The following is a 16177-nucleotide window of genomic DNA, read 5'->3' on the forward strand; positions in this document are numbered from 1 at the left end:
GATGGTTTCCTCATTTCAGGGGGCCGAAATCGGCCGATGGGTCAGGCTTTCGGACTGGATCAGATCGCCGGGCGCCCGTAAATTTCCGGCGTTGTCTAAAGCTTTTTCCGCTGAGGGGAAACCCTCTTCTCGCATGGTTTTGCCTCCACTCATGCGTCCATGAAGACTGGATAGAGCGAGGCCAGTAGCAACAACGCCATCGCGATATTGAATCCCCGCACTGCTTGCGGCGACGTCAAAAACGGCCGCAAGGCGCTGCCGAACAGCGTCCAGATCGTGATCGAGGCAGCGCCCATCGCCAGGAAGGTCAGGACCTGGATCACGATGTTGAACGGGAAATTTGCGATTCCCGCGTAGGCGGTGATCGTGCCGATCACCGCGACCCAGCCCTTGACGTTGACCCACTGAAACATCGCACCCTGCCAGAAGGTGAGCGGCCTGCGCCCGGTTTCACCCGGCTTCGGCGGACCCGACAAGGCGATCATCACCGCGAGATAGATTAGGTAGGCCGCGCCGGCATATTTGAGGATGACTTGCAAAACCGGAAAAGCAATGAAGATCGTGCCGAAGCCGAGGCCAACCGCGCCAACCATGAAGGCAAACCCGATGACGACGCCGGCGATATGCGGCAGGGTGCGGCGGAAGCCATAAGTCAGCCCCGAGGACATCACCATGATGTTGTTCGGCCCCGGCGTGAAGAACATCACCGCGGCGAACAGGACGAAAGCGATCAGCAGCGGGTTGGACATCGCGCTTCCTCATGCGAGCTTCGGTTGAATTTGCGCGCGCTTCGACAGCAGCATCACGGCGATGCCGCCAATCACCGTCAGCATGCCGGCCAGACGAAGCGGCCCGAAGGTTTCATGAAAGACGATGCTCGAGGCCGCCGACCCAACGAACGGCACGAGCAAGGCGAACGGAGCTACCTGCGCTGCGGTGTAGTCGCGCAACAAGCGTCCCCACAGCCAATAGGCGATGCAGGTCGAGACGCCGCCGATAATGAGCATGCAGACCAGCACCGTCGCCGACATGTGCGTCAGCGCGTACCAGGTCGGCTGCACGCCGTCGCTTGCCAAGGCGAGCGCCAGAAGCGGCACCGCGGCGACCAAACAAAGCCACGTGGACAGCTCAAACATCGGCACGTCCTGCGCCCGCCGCAACAGCAGATTGCCGATTGCGAAACTGATCGGCGAGATCATCAGCACCGCGAACGCGGCCACGCCGAAGTCATAGCCCACGGTGCCGCAGATCATCAAAAGCCCGCAGGCCGCAATCGCAATGCCGATTGCCTGCATCCGCGTCGGCCATTCACCAAACGCGACAACGGCGAAGGCGATGGTGAACAGCGCCTGGCTCTGCACGATGACGGAGGACAGGCCGACGGGCACGCCGTGGGCGATGCCGTAAGCCTGCGCCAGGAACTGGCCGAGAAACAGCGTGAAGCTGGTCGCGACCAGGATCGGCCAAGCGACCTTGGGGCGCGGTACGAACAGGCACGGCACGGAGGCAATGGAAAACCGCAACGCCGTCATCAGCACGGGCGACAGTTCGTCGAGCGCGATCCGGCTCGCGACAAAGGCAAGCCCCCAGATCACCGCCACCATGACGGCGAGGCCGACGTCGGCGGGTTTCATGCCAAACCCCTACCTCCCCGGTTTACGGGGGAGGTCGCATCGCATCGCAAGATGCGATGCGGGTGGGGGCCGCTGCTTGCCGAAAAGACGCCCCCACCCCACCCCTCCCCCGCAAGCGGGAGAGGGAGCAGAGCTGGGCAAGGATCGAAAGCGAGACCAACTCTCACAACTTCAGCCCTGCTCGCCGTGCTTCGGTTTGCGCAGCAGATAGGTGCCGTGCAGTGGCGCGTGATAGTCGACCGAGATCAGCGCAAATCCGGTATCGGCGAGCATGCGCTCGATCACCCAGCCGAAAGTCGAGTATTCGTCGCGCATATGGGTGACGACGCTGCTGCGGTCGAAATCATGATTCTTGATGCTGAAATCGGCCCATTGCTCGACGTTGCGCTCCTCGCCGTCAGGGGTCGAGACGAACACGATGTCGCGCAGGTAAAAATTCGCGCCCGGCCTGAGTGCGGCGAAGATCCGCGCCAACGCCACCGCCTTCCAGAAATCGGGAAGATGATGCAGCGCGAACTCGCTGACGATCAGGTCATAGCTGTCGGGCTGATAATCGAAGCTCAGCAAGCCGGCCGTCTGGGTGCGGATCGCGACCTTGCGGTCACGCGCCTGGATTTCCGCGAGCGCCAGCATCGCGGGCGAAATATCGATGGCGTCGACCTCGGCGCCCATCAACGCGGCCTCGCAGGCCAGAATGCCGTTGCCGCAGCCGATATCGGCGACGCGCCAGCCGGGCTTGACGCCGAGCATGGAAAGCGCGGCGCGGGCGCACAGGTCGCGGTCGTCGCGATGGTCGTAAATCGCCGCGACGGCGGAATCGAGCCCGATCCGCCGCCGCTCGTTGTAGTACCAGTCGCGCGCCAGCATGCCTTACATCCCCTCGGCTCCGCGACTGATCGCGGCGACACCGGTGCGCGACACCTCGACAAGGCCGAGCGGACGCATCAGGTCGATGAACTGGTTGATCTTGGTGGAGGTCCCGGTGATCTCGAACACGAAGCTTTCGATCGAGGCGTCGATCACGCGGGCGCGAAAGGCTTCCGCCATCCGCAGCGACTCGACGCGCTGCTCGCCGGTGCCGCGCAATTTCACCATCGCCAGTTCCCGCTCGATCGAGCGACCCGTCAGCGTCATGTCGACGACGCGATAGACCGGGACCATGCGATCGAGCTGATGCTTGATCTGCTCGATCACCATCGGCGTACCCGTAGTGACGATGGTGATGCGGGAGAGATGCTTCTGGCTCTCGGTCTCCGACACCGTGAGGCTTTCGATGTTGTAGCCGCGACCCGAAAACAGCCCGATCACGCGGGCGAGCACGCCGGGCTCGTTCTGCACCAGCACCGAGAGCGTGTGCGACTCGTTGGGATCGTGGCGCTCTTCCATAAAGTAGGCGGATGCGGGCTGGTTCATGATTGTCCCCTGGCAAAAGTGCCCCTTCTCCCCGCCTGCGGGGAGAGGTGAAAAGAGCGATTGCGGTTCGGGTTCATCATCACGCGACGACCCTCTCTCCGATGCCGGCATCCGCCATCACCCAGCTGCGAAACAAATCGAAATCGATATTGCCGCCGCTCAGCACGAGGCCGACGCGCTTGCCGCGCAGTCTTGGCTTCTCCTGCAACGCCGCGGCGAGCGGCGCTGCTCCCGCGCCTTCGGCAAGGTTATGCGTGTCGGTCCACAGATAGCGGATCGCGCAAGCGACCTCGTCGTCGGTCACCTGCACGATGCGGGAAGCGCCTTTGCGGATGATGTCGAGCGCGTCTGCATCGGGCACGCGGGTTGCCATTCCGTCGGCACGCGTGTTGCTGCTGTTGGTGCAAACGACGGTGCCCGCCGCAAACGACAGCGCATAGGACGGCGCTTCCGTCGATTGCACGCCGACGATTTCGGTTTTCAACCCCAGCAGGTCGCGCGCCAGGATGCAGCCGCAAATGCCCGACCCCTGCCCGATCGGCACATAGAGCACGTCGAGATCGGGCGCGGCGCGGAACAGCTCGAGTCCGTAAGTGGCGACGCCACGCACAATATCGGGATGAAACGACGGCACCATGTGCAGGCTATCTCGCGCGGCATGCCTGACAGCCTCTTCGCGCGCCTCCTGAAAATCGGCGCCATATTCGATCAGATTGGCGCCGAACGCGGCCATCGCGCGGTTCTTCTCGAGCGAATTGCCACGCGGAACGTAAATGGTCACCGGCAGGCCGTGGCGGCGTCCGGCAAAGGCGACGCTTTGGCCGTGATTGCCGCGCGTGGCCGAAATCAGCCCTTTTGTTTGCGGATGCTCACGCTTGAGACGTTCGACATAGACAAGCCCGCCACGCACCTTGAAGGCGCCGGCCGGTGTGTGGTTCTCATGCTTGACGACGACGCTCGCACCCAGCCGCTCGGAAAGCAGCGGCCAGGCATGCGCTGCTGTCGGCGGCACCGCGCGGCCTACGATTTCGTGGGCGCGTTCGAGTTCGGCGAGGTTAAACATGATGGCACCTCTCCGCTTCCGCACACGCCGCTACGCCCCCTCTCCCCGCTTGCGGGGAGAGGGTTGGGGTGAGGGGGTACAGGCGCATTTGCGGGGACTCCCCCTCACCCGCGCTTTCAGCGCGACCTCTCCCCGCAAGCGGGGCGAGATGAAGAGAGAAATTGCTGAAAGCGCCCATCCTCACACCAGCGCCTTTCCGCTCGCAAAGGCTTCCGCGGTCGCTTCGTCATTGGCTTCCGCAGGCAAGAGCATTTCGTTGTGCGCCTTGCCTGACGGGATCATCGGGAAGCAATTTTCGAGCGTCGCCACGCGGCAATCGAACAGCACCGGGCGCTTGACGCTGATCATCTCCTTGATCGCGCCGTCGAGATCACCGGGTTTGGTCGCCTGGATGCCGACACAGCCATAGGCTTGCGCCAGCTTGACGAAATCCGGCAAGGCTTCGGAATAGGAATGCGACAGGCGATTGCCGTGCAGAAGCTGCTGCCACTGCCGCACCATGCCCATGTACTGGTTGTTGAGGATGAAGATCTTGATCGGCAGTTCGTACTGAACGGCGGTCGACATCTCCTGCATGGTCATCATGACAGACGCGTCGCCCGCGATGTCGATCACCAGGCTGTCGGGATGGGCGACCTGCACGCCTACCGCCGCCGGCAGGCCATAGCCCATGGTGCCGAGCCCGCCCGACGTCATCCAGCGGTGCGGCTCCTCGAAGCCGAAGAACTGCGCCGCCCACATCTGGTGCTGGCCGACTTCGGTGGTGATGTAGACATCGCGCCGGCGCACGGCCTCGAACAGCCGCTGGATCGCGAATTGCGGCAGGATCACGTCGTTGTTCTGCCGGTAGGACAGCGAATTGCGCGCACGCCATTTCGCGATCTGCTGCCACCAGGGCCGGATGTCGGGCTTCTTCGCTTCCGCCTTGAACACCTGCAGGAGGTCGCCGAGCACGTTGGCGGCATCGCCGATGATCGGCACGTCGACGCGGATGTTCTTGTTGATCGATGACGGATCGATGTCGATGTGTATCTTCTTCGAGCCTGGCGAGAACGCGTCTGTGCGCCCGGTGATGCGGTCGTCGAAACGCGCGCCGACGCACAGCATGACGTCGCAATCATGCATCGCCATGTTGGCTTCATAAGTGCCGTGCATCCCGAGCATGCCGAGCCAGTTCTTGCCCGACGCCGGATAGGCACCCAGCCCCATCAAGGTCGAGGTGATCGGAAAGCCCGTGACCTCGACCAGCTCGCGCAGGAGTTTCGAGGCTTCGCGCCCCGAGTTGATGACGCCGCCGCCGGAATAGATCACCGGCCGCCTGGCGGAAGCGAGCATCGCCACCGCCTTGCGGATTTGTCCGGCATCGCCCTTGACGCGCGGCACGTAGGACACATGCACGTCGGACTTGCGCGGTGGGTGATAGGTGCCGGTTGCGAACTGTACGTCCTTCGGCACATCGACCACGACCGGCCCGGGACGCCCGGTGCTTGCGACATAGAAAGCCTCGTGCAGCACCTTGGCGAGATCCTTGACATCGCGCACCAGCCAATTGTGCTTGGTGCAGGGACGGGTGATGCCGACGGTGTCGCACTCCTGGAACGCGTCATTGCCGATCAGATGGGTCGGCACCTGTCCGGTGATGCAGACGATCGGTATGGAATCCATCAGCGCGTCGGTGAGCGGCGTCACCATGTTGGTGGCGCCGGGCCCCGAGGTCACCAGCACCACGCCAGGTTTTCCGGTCGAGCGCGCATAGCCCTCGGCGGCGTGGCCCGCGCCCTGCTCGTGCCGCACCAGGATGTGCTCGATCGCGTCTTGCTGGAAAATCTCGTCATAGATCGGAAGCACCGCGCCGCCCGGATAGCCGAAGATGTGCTGCACGCCATGATCGATCAGCGCGCGCACGATCATGGCGGCGCCGGTCATCTGGTTCGGATCGTGGCTCTTCTCACTCATATCTTGCTCCGGATGCGCTGTTTTTTGCGCGGCTTCTTGGTTTGTGAGGCTGTCTGGTTTGGGAAATAAAAAAGGGCCCGAAGAGGCCCATGCGCACCGCCCGAATATGGATGGCATCTAGCCATCCCCGGCGGCGCGCCTGGGTACGACGAGAATAAGCGATTTGGTAATTTTGTTACGCATATTGCCGCCCAGACTTCCCAAAGGTTGCGCGAACATACTGCCCAAGACCTGAAAGTCAAGCGTTGGGGAGGGTTCGAAGCTCATTTTCGAGTGTAGCGACCTTCGTCGCGTTCGGCGAGGGTGAATTTTGGGTTTCGGTCATGCGCCTCAGCCAAACCTTGTCTCGTCATGCCCGGCCTTGTGCCGGGCATCCACGTCTGACTTTCCACCTTGGCGCAAAGACGTGGATGGCAGGGACGAGCCCGGCCATGACGGCTCAGATGGGTATTTGATTAAGCCACTCCTCCGCGGCTTCCGGCCTCACCCAGGCGAATTCGGGAAGCTGATGCCTGAACCAGGTGAACTGCCGTTTGGCGTAGTGGCGGGTGTCGGCCTTGGCGACGGAAGCGGCCTCCTCCAATGTAATCTTTCCCGCAAGATGGTCGATCAGCGGCGGCACGCCATGCGCCTTCATCGCCGGCAGCAGGGGATCGAGGTTTCGCGCCGCGAGCCGCGCGACTTCTTCAATCGCGCCGGAATTCAGCATGGCATCGAAGCGGGCGTCGATTCGCGCGTAGAGAGAATCGCGCTCCGGGGCGAGAAAAACTCCGCGGAACGTGTTTGCGGCCAACAGCGGCGGCAGGCCCTCGCGATGCCAGTCCGAAAGCGAACACCCCGTTGCCTCGATCACTTCGAGCGCGCGGGCAATGCGGGTGCGGTCACGTGGTCTCAGACGTTGCGCGGAGACCAAATCGCGCCGCGCCAGTTCCGCGTGCAAGGCTTCGACGCCGTCGCGAGCGAGCCTTGCGCGCACATTTTCCCGTATTTCCGGTGGAATCGGCGGCACCGCCGACAGACCTTGCGTCAGCACCTTGAAATAAAGCCCGGTGCCGCCAACGAAAATCGCGAAAACGCGCCGCTCGCGCGGCTCAGCGAGGGCCTTTTCGGCCTCGGCGAGGAAGGCGCCGGCCGAAAAATTCACCGCGGCATCGACGTGACCATAGAGCCGGTGCGGAACCTTTCTCTCCTCCTCCCGCGTCGGCCGCGCGGTGAGGACAGAGAGGTCGCGATATACCTGCATCGAGTCGGCATTGATGATCATGCCGCCGGTTTTTTGCGCCAATGCAAGCGCGAGCGCCGACTTGCCGCTGGCGGTCGGCCCTGCGATAAGCACGGCATCACAGCTTTCGGTTCGAGAATTCACGCGATGTCTTTCGTCGTCACGCTGATCTGCAATCCCGCCAATCCCGCGCTCGATAGCACGGTCATCGACGGCGCGCGCGCCCTGCTTCCCTCTCCCGGCCCCGCAAACTGGCTGTTTGACGAAGTCGCGGCCGACATCCCCTTCGAGGGGGTGGAGGACATCGGAGCCATCGAACGCCGGCTGCGCGAGGCGCGCGGCGATTTGCCGATCGACATTGTCGTGCAGCCGAGGGTCGCCCGGCGCAAGAAGCTTTTGCTCGCCGACATGGATTCCACCATGATCGAACAGGAATGCGTCGATGAGCTCGCCGATTTTGCCGGCGTCAAGGCCCGTGTCGCCGCCATCACCGAACGAGCCATGCGCGGCGAGATTGAATTCAGGCCGGCGCTTCGCGAGCGCGTGGCGCTGCTCAAGGGTTTGCCGGTCAGCGTGGTCGACGAGGTGCTCAAGAACCGCATCACGTTGACCTCGGGCGGCCGCGAACTGGTCGCGACCATGCGCGCGCACGGCGCATATGCCTGCCTGATCTCGGGCGGCTTCACGCTCTTCACCCGGGCGGTTGCAGCGATGGCCGGCTTTGACGAAAATCGCGCCAACCAACTGATTGTCGAGAACGGCAAACTGACCGGGGAAGTCGCCGAGCCGGTTCTGGGCCGCGCCGCAAAACTCGCAACGCTGGTCGAGTTGCTCGAATCCTTCGATCTCGACGACATCGACACACTCGTGGTCGGCGACGGCGCCAATGATCTCGACATGATCGGCCACGCAGGGCTCGGCGTCGCCTATCACGCAAAACCCGCGGTCGCCACTGCTGCGAAGGTTCGGATCGATCACGGCGATCTCACCGCGTTGCTTTACGCGCAAGGCTATCGCCGCGAGGAGTTTGTCGGGGGATAGATCAACTCGTCATTCCGGGGCGATGCGAAGCATCGAACTATGATGTGCACTTGCACATCAGAGAATCTCCAGATTCCGGGTCTGGTCCTTCGGACCATCCCGGAATGATGACGCTATTGCAATGCCAGCGCCACGAAGCGCAATTCGCCCTCGGAATTCGCGACCAGCAGCAGCACCGACTTCTTGCCGTCCTTTTTCAGCTGATCGACGCGCTTCTTGATGTCGGCGGCGTTACTCACCGCCTCCTGCGCGACCTCGACGATGACCTCGCCGGCCGAAAGCCGCTTGTCGGCCGCATCCGAGTTGCCCTCGACGCTGGTGATGACGACGCCCTTGACGCTGTCCTTGATCTTGTAGCGGCTGCGCAGGTCCTTGCTCATGTTGGCAAGGTCAAGGCCGAGCGCCTTTTGCGTCACCAGCTTTTCCGCCGGTTCAGACGGCTTGACCGCCGCCTGCACCGGCTTGTCGTTGTCCTCCAGCCGGCCGAGCGTGACGCGCTTGTTCTGCTCCTCGCCCTTGCGGATGACGACGACGTCGACCTCCTTGCCCACGGTCGTGTCGGCGACGACGCGCTGCAGATCCTTCGGGTCCTTGATGTCCTTGCCGTCGAACTTGACGACGACATCGCCGGGCTCGATGCCGGCGGGCTTGGCCGGCCCCTTGTCGTCGACGCCGGCGATCAGCGCGCCGCGCGCCGGCTTGATATTGAGGCTTTCGGCGATCTCGTCGGTGACCTGCTGGATGCGTACGCCTAGCCAGCCGCGGCGCAACTCGCCGAACTGCCGGAGCTGATCGACCACGCCGGCGACGATCTTGGAAGGCACCGCAAAGCCGATGCCGATCGAGCCGCCGGTCGGCGAGATGATCAGCGTGTTGACGCCGATGACTTCGCCATCGAGATTGAACAACGGACCGCCGGAATTGCCGCGATTGATCGCCGCGTCGGTCTGGATAAAGTTGTCGTAAGGCCCCGTGGCGATGTCGCGGTTGCGCGCCGAGACGATGCCCGCGGTCACCGTGCCGCCGAGACTGAAAGGATTGCCGATCGCGATCACCCATTCGCCAAGCCGCAGCTTGTCGGAATCGCCGAACTTCACCGCTACCAGCGGTTTCGGCGGCTTGAACTTCAAGACCGCGAGGTCGGTCTTCTTGTCGATGCCGACGATCTCTGCCCTGATCTTGGAGCCGTCATTGAGGATGACGTTGATCTCGTCGGCGTCCGCAATCACGTGATTGTTGGTCACGACGATGCCCGACGGGTCGACGATGAAACCGGAGCCGAGCGAGTTGGTCTTGTGCGGCTGGGAATCCCCGCCTCGCGGCCCGCCCGGTCCGCCACGGCGGTTCTTGAAGAAATCGTCGAAGAATTCCTCGAACGGCGAACCCGGCGGCAATTGCGGCGTCGCGCCTCTCCCCTCGCCGAGCTTGGCCTCGACGTTCTGCGAGGTCGAGATGTTGACCACCGCGTCGATCACTTTCTCGGCAACGTCGGCGATTCCGTCGGGACCGCGCGCCTGCGCCGGCGCCGACGTCACCAAAACAGTGCCGAGACCGAGACCCGTACCAATGCAGAGGCTCGCGCTCAGGCAGATCGCGGCCATCAACGGGCGCAGGCGATGGCTCAGGACTGTTGTCGCAACGGTCATAGCTCTCTCTCTTCTCGAAAAACGGATGGGCTGATTTGATGTCCACAGTGCGCCCGAACGGGGTGACCGCGCAAGCGTTTGAGCGCAGTGTGGTGGATTTGACATTCGCTCCCGTATCGCCGCGAGTCCTCAAATAGCGAATGTCAAATCCAAAACTACACTTAAATCCAATATTTGCTGGTGTCCCTTGGTTCCGACATTCGTAAACGAACCCACCGCGACAGCATACGAATGTCGGGAACCGGACACCAGCATTTCGGCGAAAAACAGACGCCGGTTAAAGTTGATTCGGCGGATGCTTTTCCTTACCGCCGGACCAGCCAGATCAGGATCAGGCCCACCACCGCCGAGCCGATGCCGACCGCCCGCAAGATATTGTCCGGTGTCGCAAGCGCACTCTTCATCGCCCGCCGCATCCAGGCGGGACTGGCTGCAAACAAAAGACCTTCAATCACAAACAGGATTCCCACACCGATGAGGAAGTCGGCGAACGCGATAGACCTCATCGGACTGGAACCTCCCGTTCAAATCTTGCTTTAAGGAGGCCGAAGTCTCCGCTTCGGCCTCTTGCCGGTCAAACCGTTATGGCTTCGGCGATGGCGCGGCGGCCGGCGGTTTGCCGGAAACGTTGCTGAAGAACTTGAAGAAATCGGAATCGGGACGCAGCAGGAAGCGCGTATCGTTGCTTTTCAACCCGTTTTCGTAAGCCGACATCGAGCGGTAGAAGGCGAAGAAATCCGGATCCCTGCCATAGGCATCGGCAAACAGGCGGTTTCGCTCGGCATCGCCCTCGCCGCGCACCTGTTCGGCGGTCGAATTGGCTTCCGCAACGATCACGGTCGCTTCACGATCGGCATTGGACCTGATTTCCTGCGCCTTCTGGCCGCCCTGCGCCCGGAACTCGGCGGCCTCGCGCTGCCGCTCGGTCTGCATGCGCTGATAGACTGCCTGGCTGTTCTGCTCGGGCAGGTCGGCGCGGCGGATGCGCACGTCGACCACCTGGATGCCATAACCGGCGGCTTCATGGTCGAGCTGGTCGCGGATTCGCCCCATCAGCCTTTCGCGCTCGTCACGCACCACCGTGATGAAGGTGACCTCGCCCAGCACGCGGCGCAGCGCCGCATTGAGAAGCGTGGTGAGCTGGAGGTTGGCGGCCTGGATCGTGCCGACGCTTTGATAGAATTGCAGTGCGTCCTTGATGCGGTAGCGCGCGAACGCATCGACCACGAGGCGCTTCTGGTCCGAGGCAATCACCTCCTGGGACGGGTTTTCCAGATCGAGGATGCGCTTGTCGATCGGGATCACGGTGTCGATGAACGGCGCCTTGAAGTGCAGGCCCGGTTCGGTTGCGACGTCGACCGGCTTGCCGAAGCGCACCACCAGCGCCTGCTCGGTCTGCTGGACGGTAAACACCGAGCTGTAGGCGACGATCGCGACGATGAAAAGCAGGATCAGGACGACGATGCCGGTGACGGGGGATCTCATCGGCCACCTCCCGCGCTGCCCTGTTGCGGCTGGTTCGTGGCTGGCGGGTTGGGACGCCGCGTGGTCAGCTCGGAGAGCGGCAGATAGGGCACGATGCTCTGCGCCGACGATCCGCCGTCATAAACCAGTTTATCGGACGAGCCGAGGATTCGCTCCATCGTTTCCAGATAGATGCGCTGGCGGGTGACGTCGGGCGCCTTCTTGTATTCCTCATAGACCTTGAGGAAACGCGCGCTCTGGCCCTTGGCTTCGGCGACGGCCTGCTGCTTGTAGCCCTCGGCGATCTGCACGATCTGCGCGGCGCGGCCCCTGGCGTCGGGAACGACGCGGTTGGCATAGGTCTGCGCCTCGTTCTGCAGCCGCTCCAGGTCGGCGCGTGCCGCCTGGACGTCGCGGAAGGAATCGATCACCTGCGCCGGCGGATCGACCTTCTGCATCTGGACCTGGGCGATCTGGATTCCGGAACCGTAATGGTCGAGCGTCCTCTGCATCAGCTCCTGCACGCTCTGCTCGGTGGAGGTGCGGGCGCCGGTCAGGATCGGCTGGATGTTGGACTTGCCGACGACCTCGCGCATCGCGCTCTCGGCCACCGCTTTCACGGTACCTTCCGGATTCTGGATGTTGAACAGGAAGTCGGCCGCGCCTTTTGGCTTGATACGCCAGAGCACGGTGAAGTCGACGTCGACGATGTTCTCGTCGCCGGTGAGCATCAGGCTCTCTTCCGGCACGTCGCGCATGGTGCGGCCGCGGCGGGCCGGATCGTCGATCAGGGTCATGCCGATCGAGATGGTTGAGATGCGCAACGCCTTCGGCAGCAGCACCGTCTCGATCGGATACGGCAGATGGTAACGAAGCCCCGGCTGCTCGTCGCGGACATATTTACCGAAGCGCAGCACGACGCCGAGCTCGTCCGGTTGAACGCGGAAGAAGCCGGACATGGCCCAGATCGCCACAGCGGCGAATATGACAATGGCGATGCCGAGACCGCTGAAATAGCCGCCGGGCAATAGCTGCTGAAGCCGATCCTGGGCGCGGCGGAGGAGGTCTTCAAGATCGGGCGGCCTGGGTCCGACCGGCTGCGGGCCTGAGCCCCATGGCCCCTTCGGACCTGAACCCCAGGGGCCTCCGCCCTGATTCTTCCACGGCATCAACAGTCTCCTTCGCAGGCTTCAAAAGCCAGAAAGCCCCGCAACTTCCGCCCGGCTTTATAGGGGACCGCCCCTGCCCTTACAACGCTGGCTTAAAGTCTCGAAGGAGCTATGGCGGGGGCGACAATTGTCAATGCGACCAATGCCGGAAGCGTTTATTCGCGGGGAAAAGCAGCCACCGGCCCTGGCGGGCGGTTTTCGGCAATCAATCTTAACGCATTGCTTCGCGAGGCCGGCCAGCCTTGGTTAATGGGCCCTTCGCCTGACATAGGTGACAAAGGAGAAATCGGCGCTGTCGTCGGGTCCTCCGCTGTGGCTAACGCGGGCGATCTCTTCCCAGACAGCCTTGTCTACAGGCGCGAAACGGGTGTCGCCCGCGGGCCTGGCGTGAACTTCGGTGACTTCCAGACGATCGGCCAGACCCATCCATTGGGCGTAGATTTCCGCGCCCCCGATGACGGCAATCTCAGTGACGAAACGCCGCAGCGCATCGGCTGTTGCGACCTGCCGGGCGGCCGCCAGCGAGGTCGCCACCACAGCTCCGGGCGCGCGAAAATCGCCGTCGCGGGTCATGACGATATTGGTGCGCCCACGCAGCGGCCGGCGCAAGGAGAGGAAGGTCTTGCGGCCCATTACGACCGGCTTGCTCACCGTCATCGCCTTGAAGCGTTGCAGATCGGTCTTCAGATGCCAGGGTATGGTACCCCCCGCGCCGATCACGCCATTGTCGGCGACGGCAACGATGAGGACGGTTTGCATCAGCGCGTTCCGCGGGCAAGCGTGCTGAGCGCCTCGCCGCCGACCTTGCACACGGTCCACTCGTCGAGCATGACGGCACCGAGCGATTTGTAGAATTCAATGGAAGGCGTGTTCCAGTCGAGCACCGACCATTGCAACCGCGACCACCCGTTCGTCACGCATTCCCTCGCAAGATGCGACAGCAGCGCCTTGCCGATACCCTTGCCGCGCAGCGCCGGACGCACGAACAGATCTTCCAGATAGATTCCCGAGCGGCCGCTGAAGGTCGAGAAGTTGACGAACCAGACCGCGAACCCCGCCACTTCGCCGCTCCATTCGGCGATGTCGCAGTGGAGCCTCGGATTGGCGGAAAACAGCGCATCCGCGATCATGGCCTCGGTGGCTTCGACCTCGTGCAACAGTTTTTCGTATTCGGCGAGTTCGCGAACCAGCGAAAGGACCAGTCCCGCTTCATCGGGACGCGCGCGGCGGATGAGGAGTGTCATTCAGCTGCTCACCAGAGCGGTGGATTTGACATTCGCTTCAGTTTTTCCGCAAACAGCCATAGCCAATGTCAAATCCCAAACCGCACTGAAAAAACTATATTTGCCGGTGATCCTTTGATTTCAACATGCGCAAAGGTGCCTGCCGCGAGCAAATTCGCATGTTGAAATCGGATCAAACGGCGACCTCGGCCCGGATATGCGGGTGCGGATCGTAGCCTTCGAGCGCAAAATCCTCATAGCGGAACGCGAAGATATCCTCCACATCCGGATTGATCCTCATCGTCGGCAGCACCCGAGGCAGCCGCGTCAGTTGCAGCCGCGCCTGCTCGAGATGGTTCGAATAGAGATGGGCGTCGCCCAGCGAGTGCACGAAGTCGCCGGGCTTGAGGCCCGTCACCTGCGCCACCATCTTGGTCAGCAGCGCATAGGACGCGATGTTGAAGGGCACGCCGAGAAACACATCCGCCGAGCGCTGATAGAGCTGGCAGGACAATTTGCCGTTGGCGACGTAGAACTGGAACAGGCAATGGCATGGCGGCAGCGCCATCTTGTCGACATCGGCCGGATTCCACGCGCTTACGATCAGGCGCCGCGAATCCGGATTGCGCCGGATCATGTCAATGACATTGGATATCTGGTCGATGCTGCGCCCGTCCGGCGCCGGCCAGGAGCGCCACTGCGATCCATAGACCGGGCCCAGATCGCCATTGGCATCGGCCCACTCGTCCCAGATCGAAACGCCGTGCTCTTTCAAATAACCGATGTTGGTATCGCCCTTGAGGAACCACAACAGCTCATGCACGATCGATTTCAGCGGCAACTTCTTAGTGGTCAGCATCGGAAATCCGGCGCCGAGGTTGAAGCGCATCTGATGGCCGAAAATCGACAACGTGCCGGTGCCGGTGCGATCGTGCTTTTCCGCGCCGTCAGAGAGAATCCGTTCGAGCAGATCGTGATACTGATTCATGGCTGGATGTCGCGGGCCTTTGACGAGCCTGTTGGGCTGGCGAGTTTTAACGTCCGGGCCGGCCGTTCAACAGCGGCGATTCGGCCGGCGGGATCGCTTATACCCGAAAAAGTGAGCATCGGGCCCGCCAACGGCAAGGGCAGATAGGGCGAACCCGCCCTGCGTCACCCGATCAGGCCGGCAAAACCCAGACAGCCGCCGGCCAGCAGCAGCCAGAACGGATTAAGCCTCGTCGCGGAAGCCACGACCGCGGCGCCAACGGTGACCGCGGCGGCAACCCAGGTGTGATCGGAGGCTCGCGCCAGAATGTAGCCGCTGGCGCCCATCAGCCCGATCGACAGCGGAACCAGCGCCGCCTGGATAATGGCCGGCCAGCGGGAATGGCTGGACCTCGTCAGAACGCGGCTCACGCCATAGGCCATCAAGGCGGTAGGGAGACACATCGCCAGCGTCGCGACCAGCGCGCCGGCGACGCCGGCAACGGAATAGCCGATCAGGGTCACGATCAGCACATTCGGCCCCGGCGACAGCTGCGATATCGCGAACGCATCGGCGAACTGCTTGTCGGTCAGCCAGTGCTGAACGTCGACCGCAACCCGATGCATTTCCGGCAGAGCTGAATTGGCGCCGCCGACTGCGAACAGCGACATCACGCCGAAGGTCCAGGCCAGCGTCCAGATCGGGTTGGTGCCTGAATTCATGCCGCTCTCCGCCGTCGCATGAACGTGATGGCGATGCTGACCGGGATCGCCACCAGCAGCACGATCGGCAATGGCAGCCGCAACAGTCCGATCGCGACAAATACCGCGGCCAGCAAGGCAAGCCCGATCACATCGCGCTTCCTGATCAGCGGCATCATCATCCGGAAAACCACCGCGATCAAAAGGCCGACCGCCGCGCAGGACACGCCGGCCAGGATATGCCGCAACACTTCGATTTCGCCGAACCGCTGATACAGCACGCCAAGGATCGTCATGATCACGACGGGAGGCCCGACCAGCCCGCAAAACGCCGCGATGCCGCCGGCAATGCCGCGAAAGCGCGATCCGAACACCATGGTGAAATTGACGATGTTCGGGCCGGGCAGGAAATGGCACAGCGCGAAGGTCTCGTTGAATTCTTCCGCCGTCATCCACTTGTGCTGATCGACGATGCCGCGCCGCGCCCAAACCAGCACGCCGCCGAAACCCGCGAGCGACATCTTCGCGAACGCGACAAACAGCGCGGTCAGACTGGGCGGAGGTGATGTCGGGATATCCGGCGCCGTGGCGGCAGCCGACGGCGAATCCGGGGGCATGACCGAGATTTAGAACGGCGGCCCCGCAAGGCCAACCCATATTTCACGTATTCCAAGCCTG

17 protein-coding genes are annotated in these 16177 nt (G+C 62.7%); 1 reads left to right on the top strand and 16 read right to left on the bottom strand.

All coding sequences use genetic code 11. From position 1 onward, the window contains the following. Positions 1–149: 149 nt before the first annotated feature. The 7 genes from VNX23_RS29475 to miaA all read right to left on the bottom strand — a co-directional run bounded on the left by VNX23_RS29475 (position 150) and on the right by miaA (position 7432). Positions 150–749, bottom strand: coding sequence for a LysE family translocator (locus tag VNX23_RS29475; protein WP_325635141.1), 600 nt, complete (start codon positions 747–749; stop codon positions 150–152). Positions 750–758: 9 nt separating this feature from the next. After that, positions 759–1634, bottom strand: coding sequence for an EamA family transporter (locus VNX23_RS29480; RefSeq protein WP_325635143.1), 876 nt, complete (start codon positions 1632–1634; stop codon positions 759–761). Positions 1635–1805: 171 nt separating this feature from the next. Continuing rightward, positions 1806–2501 (bottom strand): class I SAM-dependent methyltransferase, encoded by a 696-nt coding sequence (locus tag VNX23_RS29485; protein ID WP_325635145.1) that lies wholly within the window; start codon positions 2499–2501, stop codon positions 1806–1808. A 3-nt stretch (positions 2502–2504) separates the two neighbouring features. After that, a complete protein-coding gene (gene ilvN, locus VNX23_RS29490) occupies positions 2505–3047 on the bottom strand; it encodes an acetolactate synthase small subunit (RefSeq protein ID WP_325635148.1) in 543 nt (180 codons plus the stop codon). 79 nt (positions 3048–3126) lie between these two features. Further along, the gene (locus tag VNX23_RS29495; protein WP_325635150.1) at positions 3127–4110 is read right to left on the bottom strand and encodes a threonine dehydratase; all 984 of its coding nucleotides are present in this window, start codon (positions 4108–4110) and stop codon (positions 3127–3129) included. Between the two features lie 180 nt (positions 4111–4290). Next, positions 4291–6066 (bottom strand): acetolactate synthase 3 large subunit, encoded by a 1776-nt coding sequence (locus VNX23_RS29500; RefSeq protein ID WP_325635152.1) that lies wholly within the window; start codon positions 6064–6066, stop codon positions 4291–4293. 439 nt (positions 6067–6505) lie between these two features. Next, positions 6506–7432: a tRNA (adenosine(37)-N6)-dimethylallyltransferase MiaA gene (miaA, locus tag VNX23_RS29505; protein WP_325635154.1), complete on the bottom strand. Its 927-nt coding sequence runs from the start codon at positions 7430–7432 to the stop codon at positions 6506–6508. A 3-nt stretch (positions 7433–7435) separates the two neighbouring features. Between miaA and serB the strand changes: the two genes are divergently transcribed. Next, the gene (gene serB / locus VNX23_RS29510) at positions 7436–8329 is read left to right on the top strand and encodes a phosphoserine phosphatase SerB (protein ID WP_325635156.1); all 894 of its coding nucleotides are present in this window, start codon (positions 7436–7438) and stop codon (positions 8327–8329) included. Positions 8330–8442: 113 nt separating this feature from the next. On the opposite strand, the gene VNX23_RS29515 is transcribed toward serB, so the two are convergent. The 9 genes from VNX23_RS29515 to VNX23_RS29555 form a co-directional block, all read right to left on the bottom strand. Further along, the gene (locus VNX23_RS29515) at positions 8443–9975 is read right to left on the bottom strand and encodes a Do family serine endopeptidase (protein ID WP_325635158.1); all 1533 of its coding nucleotides are present in this window, start codon (positions 9973–9975) and stop codon (positions 8443–8445) included. 305 nt (positions 9976–10280) lie between these two features. Beyond that, complete coding sequence (locus tag VNX23_RS29520; RefSeq protein ID WP_325635159.1) at positions 10281–10481, bottom strand: DUF2065 domain-containing protein; 201 nt, start codon at positions 10479–10481, stop codon at positions 10281–10283. Positions 10482–10557: 76 nt separating this feature from the next. Further along, positions 10558–11460: a protease modulator HflC gene (gene hflC, locus VNX23_RS29525; RefSeq protein WP_325635161.1), complete on the bottom strand. Its 903-nt coding sequence runs from the start codon at positions 11458–11460 to the stop codon at positions 10558–10560. Next, complete coding sequence (hflK, locus tag VNX23_RS29530) at positions 11457–12608, bottom strand: FtsH protease activity modulator HflK (protein WP_325635163.1); 1152 nt, start codon at positions 12606–12608, stop codon at positions 11457–11459. The genes hflC and hflK overlap by 4 nt, the downstream gene beginning before the upstream one ends. A gap of 246 nt (positions 12609–12854) precedes the next feature. Then, a complete protein-coding gene (locus VNX23_RS29535; protein WP_325635165.1) occupies positions 12855–13367 on the bottom strand; it encodes a dihydrofolate reductase in 513 nt (170 codons plus the stop codon). After that, positions 13367–13852: a GNAT family N-acetyltransferase gene (locus tag VNX23_RS29540; protein WP_325635167.1), complete on the bottom strand. Its 486-nt coding sequence runs from the start codon at positions 13850–13852 to the stop codon at positions 13367–13369. The genes VNX23_RS29535 and VNX23_RS29540 overlap by 1 nt, the downstream gene beginning before the upstream one ends. A gap of 172 nt (positions 13853–14024) precedes the next feature. Beyond that, positions 14025–14819, bottom strand: a complete 795-nt coding sequence (locus VNX23_RS29545; protein WP_325635168.1) for a thymidylate synthase — start codon at positions 14817–14819, stop codon at positions 14025–14027. Between the two features lie 164 nt (positions 14820–14983). Beyond that, a complete protein-coding gene (locus tag VNX23_RS29550; RefSeq protein ID WP_325635169.1) occupies positions 14984–15520 on the bottom strand; it encodes a chromate transporter in 537 nt (178 codons plus the stop codon). After that, positions 15517–16116: a chromate transporter gene (locus tag VNX23_RS29555; protein ID WP_325635170.1), complete on the bottom strand. Its 600-nt coding sequence runs from the start codon at positions 16114–16116 to the stop codon at positions 15517–15519. The genes VNX23_RS29550 and VNX23_RS29555 overlap by 4 nt, the downstream gene beginning before the upstream one ends. Positions 16117–16177 lie beyond the last annotated feature (61 nt).

The sequence above is a fragment of the Bradyrhizobium sp. genome, from assembly GCF_035570375.1.
Taxonomy (GTDB): Bacteria; Pseudomonadota; Alphaproteobacteria; order Rhizobiales; family Xanthobacteraceae; genus Bradyrhizobium.

Bases quoted from the DNA above. Each gene is read 5' to 3' on its own strand.
- VNX23_RS29475 (WP_325635141.1), bottom strand. From the start codon at position 749: ATGTCCAACCCGCTGCTGATCGCTTTCGTCCTGTTCGCCGCGGTGATG.
- VNX23_RS29480 (WP_325635143.1), bottom strand. From the start codon at position 1,634: ATGAAACCCGCCGACGTCGGCCTCGCCGTCATGGTGGCGGTGATCTGG.
- VNX23_RS29485 (WP_325635145.1), bottom strand. From the start codon at position 2,501: ATGCTGGCGCGCGACTGGTACTACAACGAGCGGCGGCGGATCGGGCTC.
- ilvN (WP_325635148.1), bottom strand. From the start codon at position 3,047: ATGAACCAGCCCGCATCCGCCTACTTTATGGAAGAGCGCCACGATCCC.
- VNX23_RS29495 (WP_325635150.1), bottom strand. From the start codon at position 4,110: ATGTTTAACCTCGCCGAACTCGAACGCGCCCACGAAATCGTAGGCCGC.
- VNX23_RS29500 (WP_325635152.1), bottom strand. From the start codon at position 6,066: ATGAGTGAGAAGAGCCACGATCCGAACCAGATGACCGGCGCCGCCATG.
- serB (WP_325635156.1), top strand. From the start codon at position 7,436: ATGTCTTTCGTCGTCACGCTGATCTGCAATCCCGCCAATCCCGCGCTC.
- VNX23_RS29515 (WP_325635158.1), bottom strand. From the start codon at position 9,975: ATGACCGTTGCGACAACAGTCCTGAGCCATCGCCTGCGCCCGTTGATG.
- VNX23_RS29520 (WP_325635159.1), bottom strand. From the start codon at position 10,481: ATGAGGTCTATCGCGTTCGCCGACTTCCTCATCGGTGTGGGAATCCTG.
- hflC (WP_325635161.1), bottom strand. From the start codon at position 11,460: ATGAGATCCCCCGTCACCGGCATCGTCGTCCTGATCCTGCTTTTCATC.
- hflK (WP_325635163.1), bottom strand. From the start codon at position 12,608: ATGCCGTGGAAGAATCAGGGCGGAGGCCCCTGGGGTTCAGGTCCGAAG.
- VNX23_RS29535 (WP_325635165.1), bottom strand. From the start codon at position 13,367: ATGCAAACCGTCCTCATCGTTGCCGTCGCCGACAATGGCGTGATCGGC.
- VNX23_RS29540 (WP_325635167.1), bottom strand. From the start codon at position 13,852: ATGACACTCCTCATCCGCCGCGCGCGTCCCGATGAAGCGGGACTGGTC.
- VNX23_RS29545 (WP_325635168.1), bottom strand. From the start codon at position 14,819: ATGAATCAGTATCACGATCTGCTCGAACGGATTCTCTCTGACGGCGCG.
- VNX23_RS29550 (WP_325635169.1), bottom strand. From the start codon at position 15,520: ATGAATTCAGGCACCAACCCGATCTGGACGCTGGCCTGGACCTTCGGC.
- VNX23_RS29555 (WP_325635170.1), bottom strand. From the start codon at position 16,116: ATGCCCCCGGATTCGCCGTCGGCTGCCGCCACGGCGCCGGATATCCCG.